This is a genomic window from Peptococcaceae bacterium (assembly GCA_024655825.1).
Classification (GTDB): Bacteria; Bacillota; Peptococcia; order DRI-13; family PHAD01; genus JANLFJ01.
On sequence record JANLFJ010000018.1, the window covers coordinates 1 to 16665 of the forward strand.

Here is a 16665-nt window from a genome sequence, read left to right on the forward strand (position 1 = left end):
GATGCCAACACCATAGCGATATGTTTTGTTTGGGGTAACTGTTGTATCTACGGCCTTATGTGGCATATCATCTGCCAAATGCGAAGTAACGATATCATCAATCTGCTTCACCGTTTTGGTGTTTCCTGGGCCAGCCAGGTCCTCTACAAGCCCTTCTGCATAGAGTTGGGCAGCTGCCTGGGCGGCATCCGCTTTTGCCTGAGCTCCTTCAGGAGTTTCGAATACCAATGACTGCTCAATAGTAGCACTAACATTAGCTGCATTTCCTATAAGGGAAACAATATCAACCTGTTTTTCCAGAATCTCAGCCCCGCCGCCAGCTGGGATATATTCAGCCAGAGCACCGGCATTGCCATAACAATACAGAATTTCTCCCAAGTCCGGATCCGTAGCAAAAAGGCCAAGCTCCCGCCAATAAAAGCTGGTCGCCAGCCCCTGATTAGATAAAACCCCTCCAACTACGGCTTTGCCACCTGGTAAGGTTTTAAATTTATTTAGATTGATGCTTTTTACTTCATGAACCAGGGCAGTTAAGTCTGCAATTGCTTGCCCGCCAAGCTCCCCATCACCTACTCCTATGCGGGTAAAATTAAGCTGTATCCCTGTCTGGGCTTTAGCTTGTAATGCCCTGCCCCGATTAGTGAAAAATAAACCACCACCAAAACTCATCTTCTACACCACCTGTTCTATTATGAGATAATCGCCGATTTGAATAGCAAAGCCAGAATAAAACGGAAACTCTGCCGACATTAAAATTACTACCGCTTCCAACCGCGCTACACCTTGTTTTACTTTTTCCACAGCATTGGCGAATCGCTCGGCTTCCTCACCCATTACCGCAAGATTACTTGTTATTACTCTAAAATGTGGATATGTACTGCCATATTCGTACCATGCCTCCATGTAGCCATCTCCGAAATAATCCCGAACCACCTGGTTGACTGCGTATGGTGTACCTAAATACATATGGACCTTATCGCTGTTCTTTATTAGTGCCCGTTTTACCTCAACAGATGCCGATGCATCATACCAATCAATATGCAACTCATAGGCAAGTTCATCCAGTATTTCTTCCGACAGATTATCCACCCTGGCCAGCAGCACGCATTTATCAATCTCATTAGCTACTTGCTGTAATTGTGGGGTTAGAACTGCACATAAGGCCTGGGTAGTTTTATCATTCTGCATAGCCAAGGTTTGCAGTTTTAAAAGATCAATGTCTTTTAAATCCATTTTCATCACCTCATAGCAGTCCACCATAGATTACAGTCACAGTACCGGTAGTGGCAACCTTGTCCTTATCCACTGTAGTATAGACTGGAGATGTTATATCGATCCGACAAGCTTTTGCTGTCAATACCAAATTACGCAAATAGTCAGGATTAATCGCCCGGCCCATCTTCCCATTCTGCCAGGCTTTATACTGTTCTACCGCCCCACCCGTGCCTTCAATAGCATTTTTTATTTGTGTTTCAAGCGTCGAATCATCTTTACTAATGTAGTAGGTGAAAGCGATATCATAAGAGACTTGGGCTGGAGCTTCTACTGTGACATTGTCGGTCATAGGTCTAGTCTTTTCACCATTACAAACAGCTAAAACTTTGTCCAAGATAGCCTGGGACGGCAACTCTCCATCTTTCATTAACACCGATATTTTTACTTTTCCAGCCGGTATCTCGGTATAAAAAGGAGTAGGATCTACTGCCGGGTATGCTGCTTGGAATGCAGCTAGGTTAAATTCTTTAATCGTCTCGGGGAAGGTAACAGCCACATCCTGAATATTTGCATCGGCGCTTTTGGCCCTGGCTATATATCCATCCCTGGGACCGGCCGTAGAAAACTTACTCGGTGCTTCCCGTATTCTCTCACGGTATCCGGACCAAACATTCACGCCGTCATCGTCCGCTTCGATATCAGCTCCTCCGGATGATGTATCAATGTTTACCACACCAGCCACAAAAGGGATTTGATCAACAAGCTGATTTATCTGTCCTGGAACAAACCCATTATGAGCTGCCCCCGCCACAGTAGCTTCGGCTATCACATCTCCGGTTGTAGCTCCGGCAGGAATGACTAAGACCTGTTTGGTGGCAAAGTATAAATTGTTGTCGGGTGTAGCCCTGGTGCCAGCAGGAATAGTGATATGGCTTCCTTGGGCGCTGGACAGATTGAAACGTAGAGTAACCGTGGATTTTTGCGCTGGCAAACGAGGGATATCGGTACGCTCTCCCAGGGCATCTAATACTTTTCCTCGGGCATATCGTAGAAGGTTCTGCCTTCCGGTGTCGTTCAGGCTGTTATACAGAGATACTATCACTTGAGCTAGTTGCTGCAGGAATATTCTCCGTTCATCCCCAGGGTAAAAGGGCTCGCCCAGGGCTTTTTCAAAATCGTTGATTAGACTATTAAGTATCTCTTCAGCATTTCCATTAATAAAAGTGATATCACTCATATTTCAACCACCACCCTGGCTGTTATATTCCCTTCCTGATCAATCCCTACTAGCATTACATTTTTAACCTTAGCCCTTGGCTCAAAAGTGCTCACTACCCTATATACTTCTGCCGTATATAATACAAAAACCTCTTCAAGAGGCTTGTCTAAGATGTCAGGATTGATACCCATTAATCGATTATAGGCTACTTCGTACTGAAAAGTTTTGATTAGATTAGCAACATTCTGCAATATTCTGTTGTTACCCTTGGCATCCCAGGCTAAAGGTGCATTCGAATCAATAATATATTCCATGCCCCCTACCTCCTCATGTTGGTATTAGTTCTTTTGTTTGCTTCCTTTTCATCTGGGGACAACAGTATAGCAGATATCTCATCCTGAACATTAACCTTGCTTTTAATCCCCGGCGACTTTGAACCGCTGCTACCGCCAGCTTCCTTTTTACCAGGCCTGACGTATTCCTCAAACTCAAGAGCAAGGGTAAGGCCTTGGATATGCCCGGAGTTGTCTATTCTGACATTGGAAGGGGTTATGGTTTTAAGCAACCATTTATTTTCTCCTATCGGTTTACCGCCCAAAACAAAGATATCAGGTACGCCTTGAGCCAGAATCTGCTGCCAATTTTCCCATTCTTGCCGGGGATTTATCCCGTTTCTTTCTTCAAGAGATAGGGAAAAGGACATTGTATCCAGCCCCTGCCCTTTGATGTAAGTTGACGGTTTTTTTCCGTCAACCTCCTGGGCATCAGTCTGGAGTAAGGCAGAATGACTAAAATCATTGAAGGTGTAAATTTTAGAAACATCTACCTGGAATATCTTGTTTCTGAATATAGCTATCATATAACTCACCCACTCAATCTGGCCAATATAGCCCCTTCTGTTTTACTCCACATGCCGACAACAACGACATCCCCCACAGCCAGCAATTCGCTTATATGCTCGCTGATGGGTAGCAGCATAGTAACCAAGTTGTCATTATCCGGAATAGTAACCCGGGCTTTTCCTTCTTTTAGCTCTGAAACTATTCCTCGTAATATCATTAGTACCCCTCCAGTGGGCGTCTAAGTTTTAGTGTAGTTTTCTCTGCCATAAGATCATGCAGGATTTCCTCGCAGAAGTATTTGCCATCAGCCATACCCATGTCTTTTATTTCAACCATATTCCCAGCTGCAATTCCCGGTTCAAATTTAATCCTGCATCGGCCACCGGCATAGCTTTTATTTAGGTTTCTCAAGATACCGGCAGAGAATCGTTTTGCTTCCCCGATTGAATCAATATATAGTTCACCATTTATTTTTTTTACCGGACCAAATACAGGATCCTGAGTATCAGCCTTAATAGTTCCGTAACTTATCTGACAGGCAGAAAATACCCTGGTGGAATGATTCCAAAAGCAGTAATCATCATCAAAGTCCGAGCGATATAGTGTTTTGACAGGCGCTTCCTTTTCCATGGCACGTTCATCAAACACTACCAAGCTCTTATTAGTAACCTTAAGGGAATAACCTTCCAGTCTGCACCTTTCTGACAGAAACTCAATATCAGTTTGGTTTATCTGTTCTACACGCCTATATAAGTGGTTTTCAATTCCATAAGTCTTAATGGTTAGTCCATACCGTCCAGCCACTTCCTGGATAAGTTCCATTAAACATATACCCTCCCAGGACCGGGAATAAGTTGTCTTGGCCTGTTGAGGTACAGACAAGGCCTGCAGTATAAAATAGCCAGAAATAATCTCCCAAGAGTCAATGTACATTTCACCCGAGGAAAAACCCATCTTACTTAGTTCAATTCTCTGATTTTTCTCTGGCTTCCACTTACTCCACAGGCCCTGCGTATCGTTAAACCGTATAAATAGACTATCCGCCCGGCCACCGGCAGCATCGACAATAATTGCTTTATTTATTTCTACATCTTTGGTAATGTCTGTGCCTTCATAAAGTAACCGCATTGATTTCACCTCTTCCAAGGTGGTAAAGTATCAGGTGCTGCATCATCGACGATTGGTATTTTCAGTTCTATACCGGCCGGGAAAACGATAATGTCGGCATATTGCGGATTAGCCTGGATAAGCAGGGAGGCCTTCATCTCATCATTATAAGCATCCAAAGCCAGGATGTCCCAAGTGTCGCCGGCCATGGTTTTATAAACAAAATAATCAGTAGCCATAAGACACCCTCTCCTTCCCGGCAAAATATCTTTCCATGATGGCTATGATTCTTTCTTCCATCTCTTCTCCGGCTTGGGCTGCTGCTTGCTTAATTACTCCCGGATCTCCGCCTGGTGCATGGATGGTAATCGGCATATCTATCTTAATTTGAGGCCCCACGCCTACTCCTAACATCTGAGCAGTTTTGGACAACAACCCGATACTCCGCTGATCGCCAGGTTTAATAGGTATGGCCATTTCCGGGCCAGCTTCGCCGAAAATAGAAGGCTTTATTGCAAGGCCACCCTGGGCAAATCCTTCTAACGCAGGGGTATTTTGATTTCCGCCACTTATTAATCCTTTTACCTTCGAAGTAACTTTTCCTATACCATCCAAAACGGGGCCCAGGAACCCTACCAGCTTTTCGATGATGGGAACAACAATTTCGATTGCTTTACTCAGTACAGTACCGATAATATAAGCAACATCACCAATAATAGGTGCTACTTTTTGTATCAATGGAATAAGTGTTTGAACTAAACTTACAACAGGTTTTGCCTTCTCTATTATGATAGCTAAGGCATTGCTTACTTTTTCCCCTGCTTGTGAGCCATCTATCCGTGAAATTACATTGTTGACTAAAGACAGACCCTTAGCGACAACCGGAATAACTCCCTGCATTATCTGCGATGATAATTGTTTATAGTTCTCTCTCAATAGCTTTTGTTGGTTAGCAAAACTGTCTTGAGTCCGCTGGAAGTCGCCCTGGGCATCCTTAGTAACTTCCATCAAGTATGCATAGCGCAGCATAGTTTGCGACGCCTGGTCCATGGAATTATATGCTATGGTGATCCCTTTCGAAAGAGCAAAAGCTTCAAGGTTTGCCACGCTCATATTTATCCCAAGCTGCTTAAGTGGCTCTGTCTCGCCAGATATGCCGGATCTAATCTTTTCAAAAGCTTCTTCCGGATCCAGGTTATAAAATGAAGCCATGTCTCCGGCCAGGCCCACCATGTCGGTAGATAGTTTCAGGACGCTCTCATCTGCAAGTCCGGACGATTTCAACATAGCTCCCAGGGTACCAGTATATCTTTTTGCTTCGAGTTCAGACAAACCATAAGCCTTCAAGGCTTCCTTTGACCATTTATTAATCTGACCCGCATCCTTGCCGAAAGTAACATCTACCACGTTTTGGACTTCCTGGAGATCTGAGGCTAGTTGTAGAACTTGCTTTCCGGCATTAAATAAAGCCCCGGCTACTTTAGATACAACCTGGGCTCCTAATACACCTTTGAAAACCCCACCGGCAATGCTGCCGGTTTTTTTCATTGTGTCTTTCAATTTATTAGTCTGGCCAGTAGCTTTAAGGAGAGCGCTTTGAAGGGATGGATCGACCTTGCCAGCCAAGGTAATTAAAGCTTTTATTTCCTTTTGTGATGCCATACCTCTTCATCGCCTCCTTCTGCATTTTATCGGCCATATCAAGTAAGTCCAGATATAAGTCTATAAACTCATGAACAGTCATCCTCATGTAAAAATGGATTGGAGTCCGAGTAAATATACAGGCATCTAAAGCTGCTTTTCTGAATTGCTTGCCTCGCCAGCCGGCGAATCCTCGGCGTCCAATCCTAATAAAAAATTTTTTGCCAACTCTCGAGCTTTAAGTGCATCTCGGCCAGTTAACCTTAGATAGTCCGAAACATCAGTTCCTTTATTTGCTTTGGCGGCCGAATACGCAAAGAAATAGCTATGCCATGTCATATTGAGCTCCTCAGTTGTTATGGTGACACAGCCCTGTTCTGTCATGTATTTTTCAGCATTAACCATATCCTGTAAAGTCATGGCATCAAAGTCATAAGCAATAGCAGAGACTTCCTCTCCATTGATCATGATAGGCTTTTTTAGTTCTAACACTTTCTTAGCCATAGCTGAATGATTCCTCCCTATAGAGAGAAACGCAGCTCTATTACAGAGCTGCGTTTACTCTTCTCATGTAGTCCACACCGTCTACCCGGAATATGTTTGCCAATTTATCAATCAACAGAATCTCAACGCCATCCACGACCACACGATACCGCCAAATCTCATATGTCACGCTGCCTTCGATGGACCCGTTGTTTTCAATGGTTCCACCTTCGGATGATTTCATCACACCTGTGGCAAATACCTTAGACCCCTGAGGCAGCATCTGCCCGTTGGAATCCATATAGTCTTTTACAAAACGGATCTCGATATTTTGGTTACCTGGTTTTTGCAATCGAAGGACAGACCTGCTTACAGACTTATAAGATATAGACAGTTCAAGGGAACCAAACTGTCCCGTTGTCGGCATGGCAATAGTTCCCATGATACCAGCACCGTTCATTTCAACAGTTTGCTGTTCGATGTTCGGCAGCTGAATATTTATCACGTCATCAACTTCGATATCGTTAACTAATACGCGATGGTTAATAATATTGCCGGAACGCATCATGCCGCCTCACCACCTTCCAGTAAAACTGAAAGCCCGTCGGTAGTATAAGCTACCCAGGCCGTTATTGATTTGCCTTGTGGAGCAGTTGTGATCGGGATATCGAACCGGAAATTTCCTTCAATCATGTCATTGGTAGGATTAACAGCCGGGTCAAAGTGGATAGTTGCTCCCAATACCCTTCCTCTAGCCCGCAGCATATCAAGCCACTCCTGGAAGCTGTTTAAAATGGTATCAATCTTTTGCCTGTTCCATGTGGCGTCAACTTCCGGCCCGTAGGTTTTCTGAAAAGTATTTAGGATATGATACAGCATCCGCATCGAAGAATCAAAAATACTCCTGGGATCGTTATCTGCACCATACTTATACGCACCGGTATGCCCGCCCCATAGTTTCCATTGGCCGCCCCAGAAGATAGCTGTTTTTATCCCTTCAGCATTAAGCTGATTAGCCTGCTCCTGATCATAAGAAACAGGCACAATGCCGGAAGCCCCTTTTACAGCCAAACCGGTAATATCCACTCTTTTGTTACTGGGGGTTTCGGATGGAATATTGTCCTGCAGGTAGTCGGTTCTTTGGGCAGTTACAACGGCAAGGGTAGACAGATGGAATACTCTATCCCCGTTTACTGCCAAAGGCCAGCAAGGAGACTCACATTCGGCGTTGTATCCATTGGCGTTTTTCCAGGTGATAGCCTTGGCTCTGGTGTTGGTTTCGGCATCAGCCGGAATGTCTGTAAATACAAAGGCATACCAGTGACCGTTAATTTTTTGGCTGGCTGCCACTAATGCATCCCTTACCGCCTTTTTATCACTCCAACCGGGAGCAGCCAGAATAGTGGGGATCTGGTTAAGGTTTTGATACACAAGGCCAACTGCCTGGATCCCGGTTCTGGTCTCATCCGTGATACCGCCAATAACTTCAGTTGTGGTTACGCTTTCCGGAGTAACTCTGTCATAAGTAACAGATACACTGGCACCCAACCCGCCGGTGAGATCCCTGATTATAACCTTAGAGCCGTCGGGTGAATAGAAAGCAGTGTAATCGGTTCCAAAAACCTTTCCGGTTATCGTTATCGAGTCCAGGATAACTTTTTCATCTTTAATTACACCCTGAGAGTTAACAATTAAGACATTAACTGTAGTGGGTTCTCCACCTTTCATGGTTGCCGGGTCAAGAACATTGACCAAAACAATTGGCCCAATCGGCCCAATAGCAGATTTGAAATGAGCATATATGGCCTCGCAAAGCTCATAATCTGCCCAGTTGTCGGAGTAGCCTATCTTGCGCACGGCATCTTCAAAACTGGAGACCAGGATCGGCTGGTTGACTAACCCTGTATAGTCCCTAATTTGATGCACCGGGGCCCGGCCAAAATATACCGGTAGAGTTGCAACACCGGAAGGCGGCAGCTGCCCGGTTGTTTGGCCTAACTCCCCATAGGCACCGTGTTTGTAAGGCATACTTCTTCACCTCTCTTATAATAGGTCTGAATGCTTAGGATAAGCAGGAACCCGCACATCAAAAGTAATCCATCCGAAATAGTACGGGTCCAGATCCGGAGTCTGTTCTTCCGGATTATAAAATCCCTGCGTTAACGGCAAATCTACCGTAATACCGGTTATGCTTCTGTTCTTTAGCACCGCAGCCCTTGTTTTGTCCATAAAATTAAGCAGGTCTCTCCAGCCTTCATTGTCTGGAGTAAATTTTTCAACATCATGAACACCAGGGCTATAAACGCAGTGTATCAGTCTGATAGATAGAGAAAGATTTTCTCCATCATCTGTAGCCTCTTCAAATGTCACAACAACACCTGGAATGGCTGATTTTATTCCAAGCGGCAAAGCTTTTTTGAACGGCATATAGGCACTGTAGGCAGTAGGATTAACTAATTCGAAACTGATAATATTGTCATCAGATGGCACTTTAAGTTTAATATTCTGGCAAACATTCTCCTGCAGCCAATCTCTGAGTTTATCTAAAATCTCAACTGTGGTCACGATATCACCTGCCTTTGACCTTTCTGCCGATATTAAATATCTCCCTGGTGATCTCATGTTCCAGGCGTTCCCTTAAAACCTTGTTACCCGCCTCGAGGATCTGTTCTGCTATTTTTTCGTTGGTGATCATCTGCGGAACAGATAGTGTTCGTATAATCTGAATCGGCAGCCGGCTATTCCCTACCCGCTTAAAAACGTTGTGTCGCATTTTATCGGCCGACCTTGCACCTGTGGGTGCTATAAACGCTTTTGGGTCCGTTCTCACAGGTTTTTTCCCGCCAGTTTTTTTGATCTGAACTTTCACTTGTCGCTTACTTCTTTTTATGTTTTTGATAGGTACCGCAGGAGAATGCGGGAATCTCCCAAGGGAGAGCAGGTGGCCTTTAGAAGTGATACTTGCAGACAAGTCGGAATTTGAAGGGCGTTTGATGTTTGCGAAGGATTTTTTGACATCGCCGGATTTGATGCTGTAAACCTTTGACACCAACTGACCGGTCTTGGCAATTATATGATCTATAGCTCTATTTAAGGCGTTTTTAGTAGCAGTACCAACCTCTTTTTCAAAACCTTTCAGTTCAATTGTCAAACGGTCAATTTGTTTGGTATCAAGGTATATCTCCGACTTTGCCACCTCACTCACTCCTATTCTGCTGCAGGATTATCTCGTAGATCCCGCCGTCTTCCCGGCAGCTGAAAACATACATTAACCGGCCGTCAAAGACTTGGGGAGCGCCCTCTCGGGGACGCTCCCCGTAGTCTACTTTTTTAACGAAGTAAAGGATCTCCCCAATACTGATTACGTCAAACTCCTTTCTACTACGCTGCATGAGGCGGTCGTTGTCAATGATAATATTTAACGGCCGGCCGTCAATGATGTGTTGTTCAGCTAATTCATCAGTATTAAAGAACACGCCAAGATCTTTGTTTAAATCATCTTTGATGCCCATGATTTATTTCCTTCCTTTACGACCTAGTGGAGGGTTGCGTAAAGGAGTTTCAGTTTCCTGCTCAGGCTCCTGTTCTGCTTCCTTCTCAGGGTTCTGTTCTGGCTCCTGCTCAAACTCTTTTTCCAGACAATAATATTCAGCTACGCCGTTTTTTACCAACATTGCCTCTATATCACCCAGCGAAACAATAGCTCCGTCCGGAATCAGTCCGCCGAGATGGTTATAAGGTTTAAGCAACCTAATCATACTATCACCTACCCAATCTTAACCCGAGCAGTAGTCCCGGCAAGCGCTTTCGGTTCGGTTGCCCAGCCAGCTGGTACATTACCTGCTTGCACATTGGTGATGACCCGAGCATTAGGATCCCAATAAAGGGCATCGCCAACCGCAAAAGCAGTATTGTTAATGGCCGGTAACTCAAAAACGCCTGCTACATGGACTGATCCGGTTGCGCCTGCTGCAATTGCTTCGCCGGCCACCCCGATTCTGGTGGTTAAATTAACCACGTCACCATATGCAAGGGCAGCTCCACCGTTTAAGTAATCGATTGTATCACCTTTTTGAATATAAGGCATATTTTATTCCTCCTCGCATTTTAAAATAAAGGAGCCTAAAATTAGGTTCCTGCGTTCATATACAGTCCACGATAGTCAAGCACGGTTACGCCGTAGTCAATGTAAATACGCCACTTGATTCCCAGGAAATCAAACCCGACTTGACTTTCCAGTTTCGGCATGTCGTCACCATTTAAATAAGTAACCTCAATGGTATCGACATCGGCTGGGTCAGCAGCCAAGAACCATGGGAACGGATTGCCAGGAGCAACAAGTGCATCAAGTTCAGCGTCAGCCACTAGTTCAAGAGTTCCGACAAACGGATTGACGACGTTTTGTTGTGTTGGGATCAATGTCGCAGACAAAAACTGCTGCCCTTCAGTTTCCCAGGCTGCAGGCACAATCAGAAACTTCGGACCAATGTTCAGGATTTCATTGCCGCGCAGATTCCTTTGTGTACGCATAGCCGCACGTCCAGCGCCTACAGAGGCAACAGTAATATTTGCGCCCTGTGCGGCTAAGTTGTTATGCGCTGCAACAAACAGCTGAAGGCCGTCAAAGATAACCGGGTTGGTCCCGAGCATCCGGTACACCAGCCGGTTAATGCCCCGACGGGCAGCCCGCACATAGGCCTCCGGTACCCGAGTCAGAACGCCGATATCATCGTTGATGAGGGCCTGGCGGGTCATACCGAATTCACGGCCAAAGGTAGCAATCGCTTTGTTGACACCCAGGTCCTGCATTTCATCGAACTTGAACTCCCCGCTCTGGGTCATCTGCACAAGATCGCCAGCTTCAGAAATCTGATAATGAGTTACCGCCTTGAAGTCGGGGTTGCTGCCCCTGCTGGTCCATCTCTGATAAGTGGTCTGGGCGGTCCGGTAAGCAGTGGCCATAGTCTTATTTACGGCGTTAGACAAAATGCTGGCAAACTGACTGTCCGGTGCCAAGGCCTCCCGGAAAAGCGTATCATTGTCCAAACGATGGGCATTCGCCCGGCCAGTCCGAACCAAACATTCAATTGCAAGATCACGCAGTGTCATACCCCGAAGATCCCGGGCCCCATCAACAGGCTTTTCAATGGTTCTACCGGCCCGAATTAAGATGGCATCGGACGCAGCCTCCCTAAACTTATCTGCTTCATCTCTTTCAACCTGCACTCCGCCGCTTGCAGTTATCGGCTTCATTTTTTCTTTTGCTTTTCCAAGCAACGCAACACGAACCTGATCAACTGTGGAACCTTTTTCGATGTATTCCTTAGGATCCACATCGAAATCCCTGCACATAGCTGTTATTTCGCTGACGCGCTGCCTCTCAGCCTTAACAGCTTCTTCCCTTGCAGCCGACTCATTGACGGCCTCGGGAGTTTTTATTTCTTTCTTCTCGTTTTCATACATAGCCTTTTCCTCCTTCTCTGGAATAGTTTTATCAGCACGGCCGTCGACCGGAGCTGCCACTTCATCTGCATTTCTTCCCACACCTACCGATGGGTCTGCCGGTGTGGGTTCAATGCTAATTTCAATTGGTTCCCATTTGATTGCAATATACGCTGGGCCGGTGAATCTGCCATTTGCCGATTTTTTCCCGGCTGCAACCTCTTCCCAATTGCTGACGGAATATCCCACAGATACTCCTTTAATTATGCCTTTATTTACTTTCTGGAATATTCTGTCACTGTCCTCATCATCGTCAAAAGTTATTTGAGCTCTCCCTTTGCGCTCTTTGGTATCTACCCATGCCTTTTCAATTTTGGCTATTGGCATCTTCCCCAAATTCGGGTCCCGGCCATGAGCAAAAAGTACTGTGCCTACTTCAAGCAATCTTGAAAGGTCAACCGCCTCTTCATCATGAGACAATATTTCAGGACCAAACCATCTGTCATACGGCAATTCGGAAGAAAAAGAAAGCTCCACTGTTCTGGAGTTTTCGTTAATTGCTTTTATCTGAGCTTCAAATGTTCTATGTTCCCAAATTCCCGTTTTGGGTTTCTTGTGTTCCAGCATTTGTTTTGCCACCTCCTGATAAATTAATACCCAGTTCCTGGGCAAGTTTTATTTCTGCCGCTCTTTGTTTCAGGACATCTCTCCAGTCCTCGCCTCGCTCAGCGCAAATCCTTGAAAGCGTATCCTGACCAGTTTCAATAGCCTTGGCGTTTGCTGTTACTTCTTTAAGGGGATCTATCCAGCTCCAGCCCGGAGCAATCCATACATGTTTAAGGTATTTCCTGCGATTCTGCCAAAAATCTGGTATATTAAGCTGTCCAGAAAGATCAGCAGAAATCAAAAATTCGGTATATACCTCCCTGCAGAAATGTTCAATCAAAAATTGCTGCCACATCATGTATGTGCGCTGGTCCTCCAGCATTCCCTGACGAGCACTGCTATAATTCACCTGCGACATGTCCCTGGATACTGCTTCATAGGAAAGGCCCTGACCACTGCCAGCCAACCTTTGCTGCATGGATATAAAATCCTTTGCGCTGGTTGCCTGTCCTGATGGTGTAACCGCTGCTATGCTTTCACCAGGCTGGAGCTCCTGGATCATCCCAGGCGATATAGTCCGCTGCTGATAGCCACTTTGATTATCTGTTTTACCTCTGCTTATTCCTCTACCCAATGCTCCACTAGGAATTTGTTTTGTAATAAATACAGATAGGCATGCAAGGATCCTTTCTTTTACCGCAACTGCTTCAACAAATTCATTTACATCCCGGACCCGGGGCAAGGTTTTGGCCAAAGGAGGCATTTCCCGGATCTGTGTCGGCCTTGTTTTCTTCCACAGAAAAATTACTCGCTGCGCTTCTATCCTTTCAGACTTTCCTGTCCAGAATCCGTCCGGCGTATATTTCTTAAGCCAATACGCTACGGGTTTATTGTACTCATCCATTTCAATGCCGCCGATTACTCGATTGCGACCTAAGCCGGGTAAAAAATTTATTGATGTATCAAGATCGTCTACCTCTCTGGCCTGCAAACAAAACGGCACGGGACCGGTATTGGTATACACCTTTACAAAAATAATCCCACCGTCTACCTGCAATCGCCTTATTGCCATAGCCTGCATTTCCTGAAATGATTGCTGCCCGGTTATGTCACAATTACGCGGTCTGCACCATTCATCCCACAAGTCCTCAATCTTCTGATTGAGTTCTTCATCCTCAGTGCCGTCAGATTTCAACACCTTGGCCTGTACTCGTATGCCCGTTCCAACCACATTTCGTTCAAGCGGTCCGACTATAGCTTCTGCTATATCGCTGTTACGTTCAAGATCCCGGGCCCGGGCGCGGATAATATCTCTCTGTTGGCGATCTGTTTGTTCAGCTGTACCATTTACAGGCACCCATCCAGCATTTAACCGGTCGGTATTCCCTGCATCATAAAAGCCCCTTAGAGCCTGGCGCCATGCTACACGCCTATAGGCCCATGAGGGGCTAAAAAAACCAATAGTTTTGTCAAGCCAATTCAAATAAATCACCTCCGGTCAAATACTGCTACAGAAATACTGCTACCGCTTTCTTCATACAATTGCCGCTGTAGCAGACGCCGTTCTTGGTATAGGATGTAAAGGTCCGGGCGTCTCAATCGTTTGCTGCCTATTTGATATTCTTGGGCCCCATTTTCAATAGCCTTAATAGCTGCATTTATTTGCTCCAGTTGTTCTTGTACCGTCATCTGATCCACCCGCCTTTCTGTTTAATCCAGGATTCCCCGGCCTTGATAAAGTTATCTTGAACAGGTTTTGGTTCCGGTCTTGGTCCCTCTCTAGAAGCCTCCTCTGGTCGCAAATACCGAACATGCAATAAATCAGCAGCCAAAGCACAATAAACCTCTGCATCAAGATAGTGGTTAGCCGCATGGCTGCTCTTGGGTTTCCAAGTCTCAACTTCTCGGCCAGCTCTTTTCTCGATAATCTTTTCCTCGGCGCAAATCTGCTCAGCGTATTCCCGGTCACAACCTTTGTATACCATCCATGAACCAGGTCCGTTTGGCCGGTTCAACCTGCCAGCAATCATGTCTTTGTACTGGTTGCCATCAACCAGATACAGCCTCATTCCATAGGCTTTACTATCGGTTTTATCTATAGTGCTGATCTTGTACCTGCTGAGTAACGGGATTGAACTCCCTTTAACCGGTACAGCCCATTCCTGATTAGTCACAATGAAGTCATAAACCTCATCAGTCCTGTCTCCGGAGTCTATGGCAGCCAGATTAACTAAAAACTCCTGACCACTACGGTTCTTCCATGACAGATTCATAATGTACTCGATCTCATCCCAGGTATCAGCTACGCCGTGAGCAATATTCCAGGAGGTCATTGAAGTGCCCCAAGCGCGAATTGTGTAGTAAAAATGGTCCTTCTGAACGTCCACACCTGCTGTAATCAACAAGGTACCGTCAGGGACCACTCCTTCTTCGTATTCACTTTGTCGCTCAAGAACAATATCTGAATTCATCTTAACCTCAGTATTTTCCCATGGCTCAGCCAGCCATGAATTAACGAAGTTCATAAGCAACTCCGGAAAGTCTTTTGACCTAATAAATTCATAGGCTACATCTCCAAATCTAACCCAGGGTGAATATATCGCATTAAGATAAAAAGCTGTTTTCCTAGATCCTCTTTTTATTTCTGACTCCCATCGGCCTGCTCGGAGCATTCCCGGCTTATGGCCATCAGTGATAATTCCGTGGCACGTTTCGCATTCATAATATGCTGTTGCTTGGACTTCCTCCGGAGTCTTAGCTGTTTTGGGCCATTTTATCTGCTTGAATCTAAAGGTCTGGTATTGGCCACAATGAGGACAAGGAACATAAAACTTTCTTTGATCGTCAGCCGCTTCCCATTCCTGCCAGATTGGTCCTGACTTTCTAGTTGGAGTTGAAGTCTGAAATACCTTCTTGTTATGTGCAAAGGTCTTAGTCCGCTCTTTGGCCAGACTCCGGGGATCTGCCTCTTTACCTGCACTCGGAGGGTACTTGTCTACTTCGTCCATAAGCAGATATCTTATCGGCCTTGAGGCAAGAGAAGCAGGAGAATTAGCACCTGACAAAACCACATACATTCCATCAAACTGAAGCTCTAGTATCTTGCTTTCTCGTTCCTGATATCTCTCACGCAGAACAGGAGATAAATTAATCATCGGCTGCACTCTGTTCTTGCTAGTAAACTCTGCTAGCTCTAGCGTTGGGTACACTATCAGAGAGGGGCTAGGATCCTGGGCGATGATATAGCCAACTATGTTGTTTAAGCATTCTGTTCCACCAACCTGGGTAGGCTTGACAAAGATAATCTCTTCGATGTCCGGATCTGTAAAGGCGTCCATGATCCCTTGGAGATATGGAGTGCGATCCGTTCTCCACGGACCAGGTTCAGCCGAAGTTTTGGCATCAAGAACCCGGTATTTATTAGCCCACTCAGATACGGTTAAACGCTCTGGCGGCTTAAATATTTTTAAAGCTTTAAACAGCCACTCTGGCCACTCATGCCTTGGCTTTCTTTTTTGGTGTGTAGACTCCATCAATACTGATTTGTTCGAGAGCATCTATTGTCAGCTCCGTTATCATTTTCTCAATCCTCCTAGCCGTTAATGAATCGACGAAAGGGGATAACTCAGTGGCAATCCGCCGGCTATAACCCAGCATCGATCTTTTTAAAACAACAAAAAATTGCTGAAGTACAGCAGTGATTTCTTCTTTGCGTACGTATTCACCCTGAATAATGGCGTTCTTAAACTCGGCCTCGTTTGCCTTTTGTTCTTTGAGTCTAGCTTCATGCTCCATGATTATTTGATTTAGAGATTTTTCTTTTGCTTCAGCTTCGGTCTTAACTCCCCCGGGAGTGAGTACCCCTTTCCATATCAGAACGTCACGAACGCACCACCAGCCCCTGGCCTCTTTAGGGCATCCCTGGGACTCCCAAAGCGAAAATGCCTGTTGTGTTATTCCCAGTACTTCTGTAAGGGCGGCCGTGGTTAAACAGAGTTTCCCGTTCAGATATTTTGCAAATTGCTTTTTGGGCGACATAAAATCACATCCTCACAATAAAACAAGCAAAAATTTTAATTTATACTGAGATGATTTCCGGGCCTCGCTAGA

General features: G+C 45.4%; 22 protein-coding genes. All 22 read right to left on the minus strand.

Annotated features, from left to right (window positions below; translation table 11 throughout):
* Nucleotides 1-669, minus strand: a 669-nt coding sequence (locus NUV48_08265) for a phage tail protein (GenBank protein ID MCR4442134.1), incomplete at its 3' end; no start/stop codon positions are given.
* Nucleotides 670-672: 3 nt separating this feature from the next.
* A complete protein-coding gene (locus NUV48_08270; protein ID MCR4442135.1) occupies nt 673-1233 on the minus strand; it encodes a phage tail protein in 561 nt (186 codons plus the stop codon).
* Between the two features lie 10 nt (nt 1234-1243).
* Nucleotides 1244-2452, minus strand: coding sequence for a baseplate J/gp47 family protein (locus NUV48_08275; GenBank protein MCR4442136.1), 1209 nt, complete (start codon nt 2450-2452; stop codon nt 1244-1246).
* Nucleotides 2449-2748, minus strand: coding sequence for a hypothetical protein (locus tag NUV48_08280; protein ID MCR4442137.1), 300 nt, complete (start codon nt 2746-2748; stop codon nt 2449-2451). Before NUV48_08280 ends, NUV48_08275 begins: the two co-directional genes overlap by 4 nt.
* A gap of 5 nt (nt 2749-2753) precedes the next feature.
* Nucleotides 2754-3293, minus strand: a complete 540-nt coding sequence (locus NUV48_08285) for a phage tail protein (protein MCR4442138.1) — start codon at nt 3291-3293, stop codon at nt 2754-2756.
* 5 nt (nt 3294-3298) lie between these two features.
* On the minus strand, nt 3299-3493 hold the full coding sequence (locus NUV48_08290) for a hypothetical protein (protein ID MCR4442139.1): 195 nt from the start codon (nt 3491-3493) through the stop codon (nt 3299-3301).
* The gene (locus NUV48_08295; protein MCR4442140.1) at nt 3493-4404 is read right to left on the minus strand and encodes a hypothetical protein; all 912 of its coding nucleotides are present in this window, start codon (nt 4402-4404) and stop codon (nt 3493-3495) included. Before NUV48_08295 ends, NUV48_08290 begins: the two co-directional genes overlap by 1 nt.
* Before the next feature lie 5 nt (nt 4405-4409).
* The gene (locus tag NUV48_08300) at nt 4410-4622 is read right to left on the minus strand and encodes a tail protein X (protein ID MCR4442141.1); all 213 of its coding nucleotides are present in this window, start codon (nt 4620-4622) and stop codon (nt 4410-4412) included.
* The gene (locus NUV48_08305; protein MCR4442142.1) at nt 4612-6045 is read right to left on the minus strand and encodes a hypothetical protein; all 1434 of its coding nucleotides are present in this window, start codon (nt 6043-6045) and stop codon (nt 4612-4614) included. The genes NUV48_08300 and NUV48_08305 overlap by 11 nt, the downstream gene beginning before the upstream one ends.
* Nucleotides 6046-6171: 126 nt before the next feature.
* Entirely contained in the window at nt 6172-6528 is a 357-nt protein-coding gene (locus NUV48_08310) for a hypothetical protein (protein MCR4442143.1), read from the minus strand.
* 40 nt (nt 6529-6568) lie between these two features.
* Complete coding sequence (locus tag NUV48_08315) at nt 6569-7075, minus strand: phage major tail tube protein (protein MCR4442144.1); 507 nt, start codon at nt 7073-7075, stop codon at nt 6569-6571.
* Nucleotides 7072-8535 (minus strand): phage tail sheath protein, encoded by a 1464-nt coding sequence (locus tag NUV48_08320; GenBank protein ID MCR4442145.1) that lies wholly within the window; start codon nt 8533-8535, stop codon nt 7072-7074. The genes NUV48_08315 and NUV48_08320 overlap by 4 nt, the downstream gene beginning before the upstream one ends.
* 15 nt (nt 8536-8550) lie before the next feature.
* Nucleotides 8551-9072 carry a hypothetical protein gene (locus tag NUV48_08325; GenBank protein MCR4442146.1) on the minus strand — a complete coding sequence of 174 codons (522 nt, stop codon included), beginning with the start codon at nt 9070-9072 and terminating at the stop codon, nt 8551-8553.
* A 4-nt stretch (nt 9073-9076) separates the two neighbouring features.
* Nucleotides 9077-9703 (minus strand): phage tail protein, encoded by a 627-nt coding sequence (locus NUV48_08330; protein ID MCR4442147.1) that lies wholly within the window; start codon nt 9701-9703, stop codon nt 9077-9079.
* 1 nt (nt 9704) lies between these two features.
* Nucleotides 9705-10019, minus strand: a complete 315-nt coding sequence (locus tag NUV48_08335) for a hypothetical protein (GenBank protein ID MCR4442148.1) — start codon at nt 10017-10019, stop codon at nt 9705-9707.
* A gap of 3 nt (nt 10020-10022) precedes the next feature.
* Entirely contained in the window at nt 10023-10265 is a 243-nt protein-coding gene (locus NUV48_08340) for a hypothetical protein (protein MCR4442149.1), read from the minus strand.
* An 8-nt stretch (nt 10266-10273) separates the two neighbouring features.
* On the minus strand, nt 10274-10594 hold the full coding sequence (locus NUV48_08345) for a DUF2190 family protein (protein ID MCR4442150.1): 321 nt from the start codon (nt 10592-10594) through the stop codon (nt 10274-10276).
* A 41-nt stretch (nt 10595-10635) separates the two neighbouring features.
* Entirely contained in the window at nt 10636-12576 is a 1941-nt protein-coding gene (locus tag NUV48_08350) for a Mu-like prophage major head subunit gpT family protein (protein MCR4442151.1), read from the minus strand.
* A complete protein-coding gene (locus tag NUV48_08355; protein MCR4442152.1) occupies nt 12533-14038 on the minus strand; it encodes a phage portal protein in 1506 nt (501 codons plus the stop codon). Before NUV48_08355 ends, NUV48_08350 begins: the two co-directional genes overlap by 44 nt.
* 5 nt (nt 14039-14043) lie before the next feature.
* Nucleotides 14044-14244 (minus strand): peptidylprolyl isomerase, encoded by a 201-nt coding sequence (locus tag NUV48_08360; GenBank protein MCR4442153.1) that lies wholly within the window; start codon nt 14242-14244, stop codon nt 14044-14046.
* Complete coding sequence (locus NUV48_08365; protein ID MCR4442154.1) at nt 14241-16112, minus strand: phage terminase large subunit family protein; 1872 nt, start codon at nt 16110-16112, stop codon at nt 14241-14243. Before NUV48_08365 ends, NUV48_08360 begins: the two co-directional genes overlap by 4 nt.
* A complete protein-coding gene (locus NUV48_08370; protein MCR4442155.1) occupies nt 16051-16593 on the minus strand; it encodes a terminase small subunit in 543 nt (180 codons plus the stop codon). The genes NUV48_08365 and NUV48_08370 overlap by 62 nt, the downstream gene beginning before the upstream one ends.
* Nucleotides 16594-16665 lie beyond the last annotated feature (72 nt).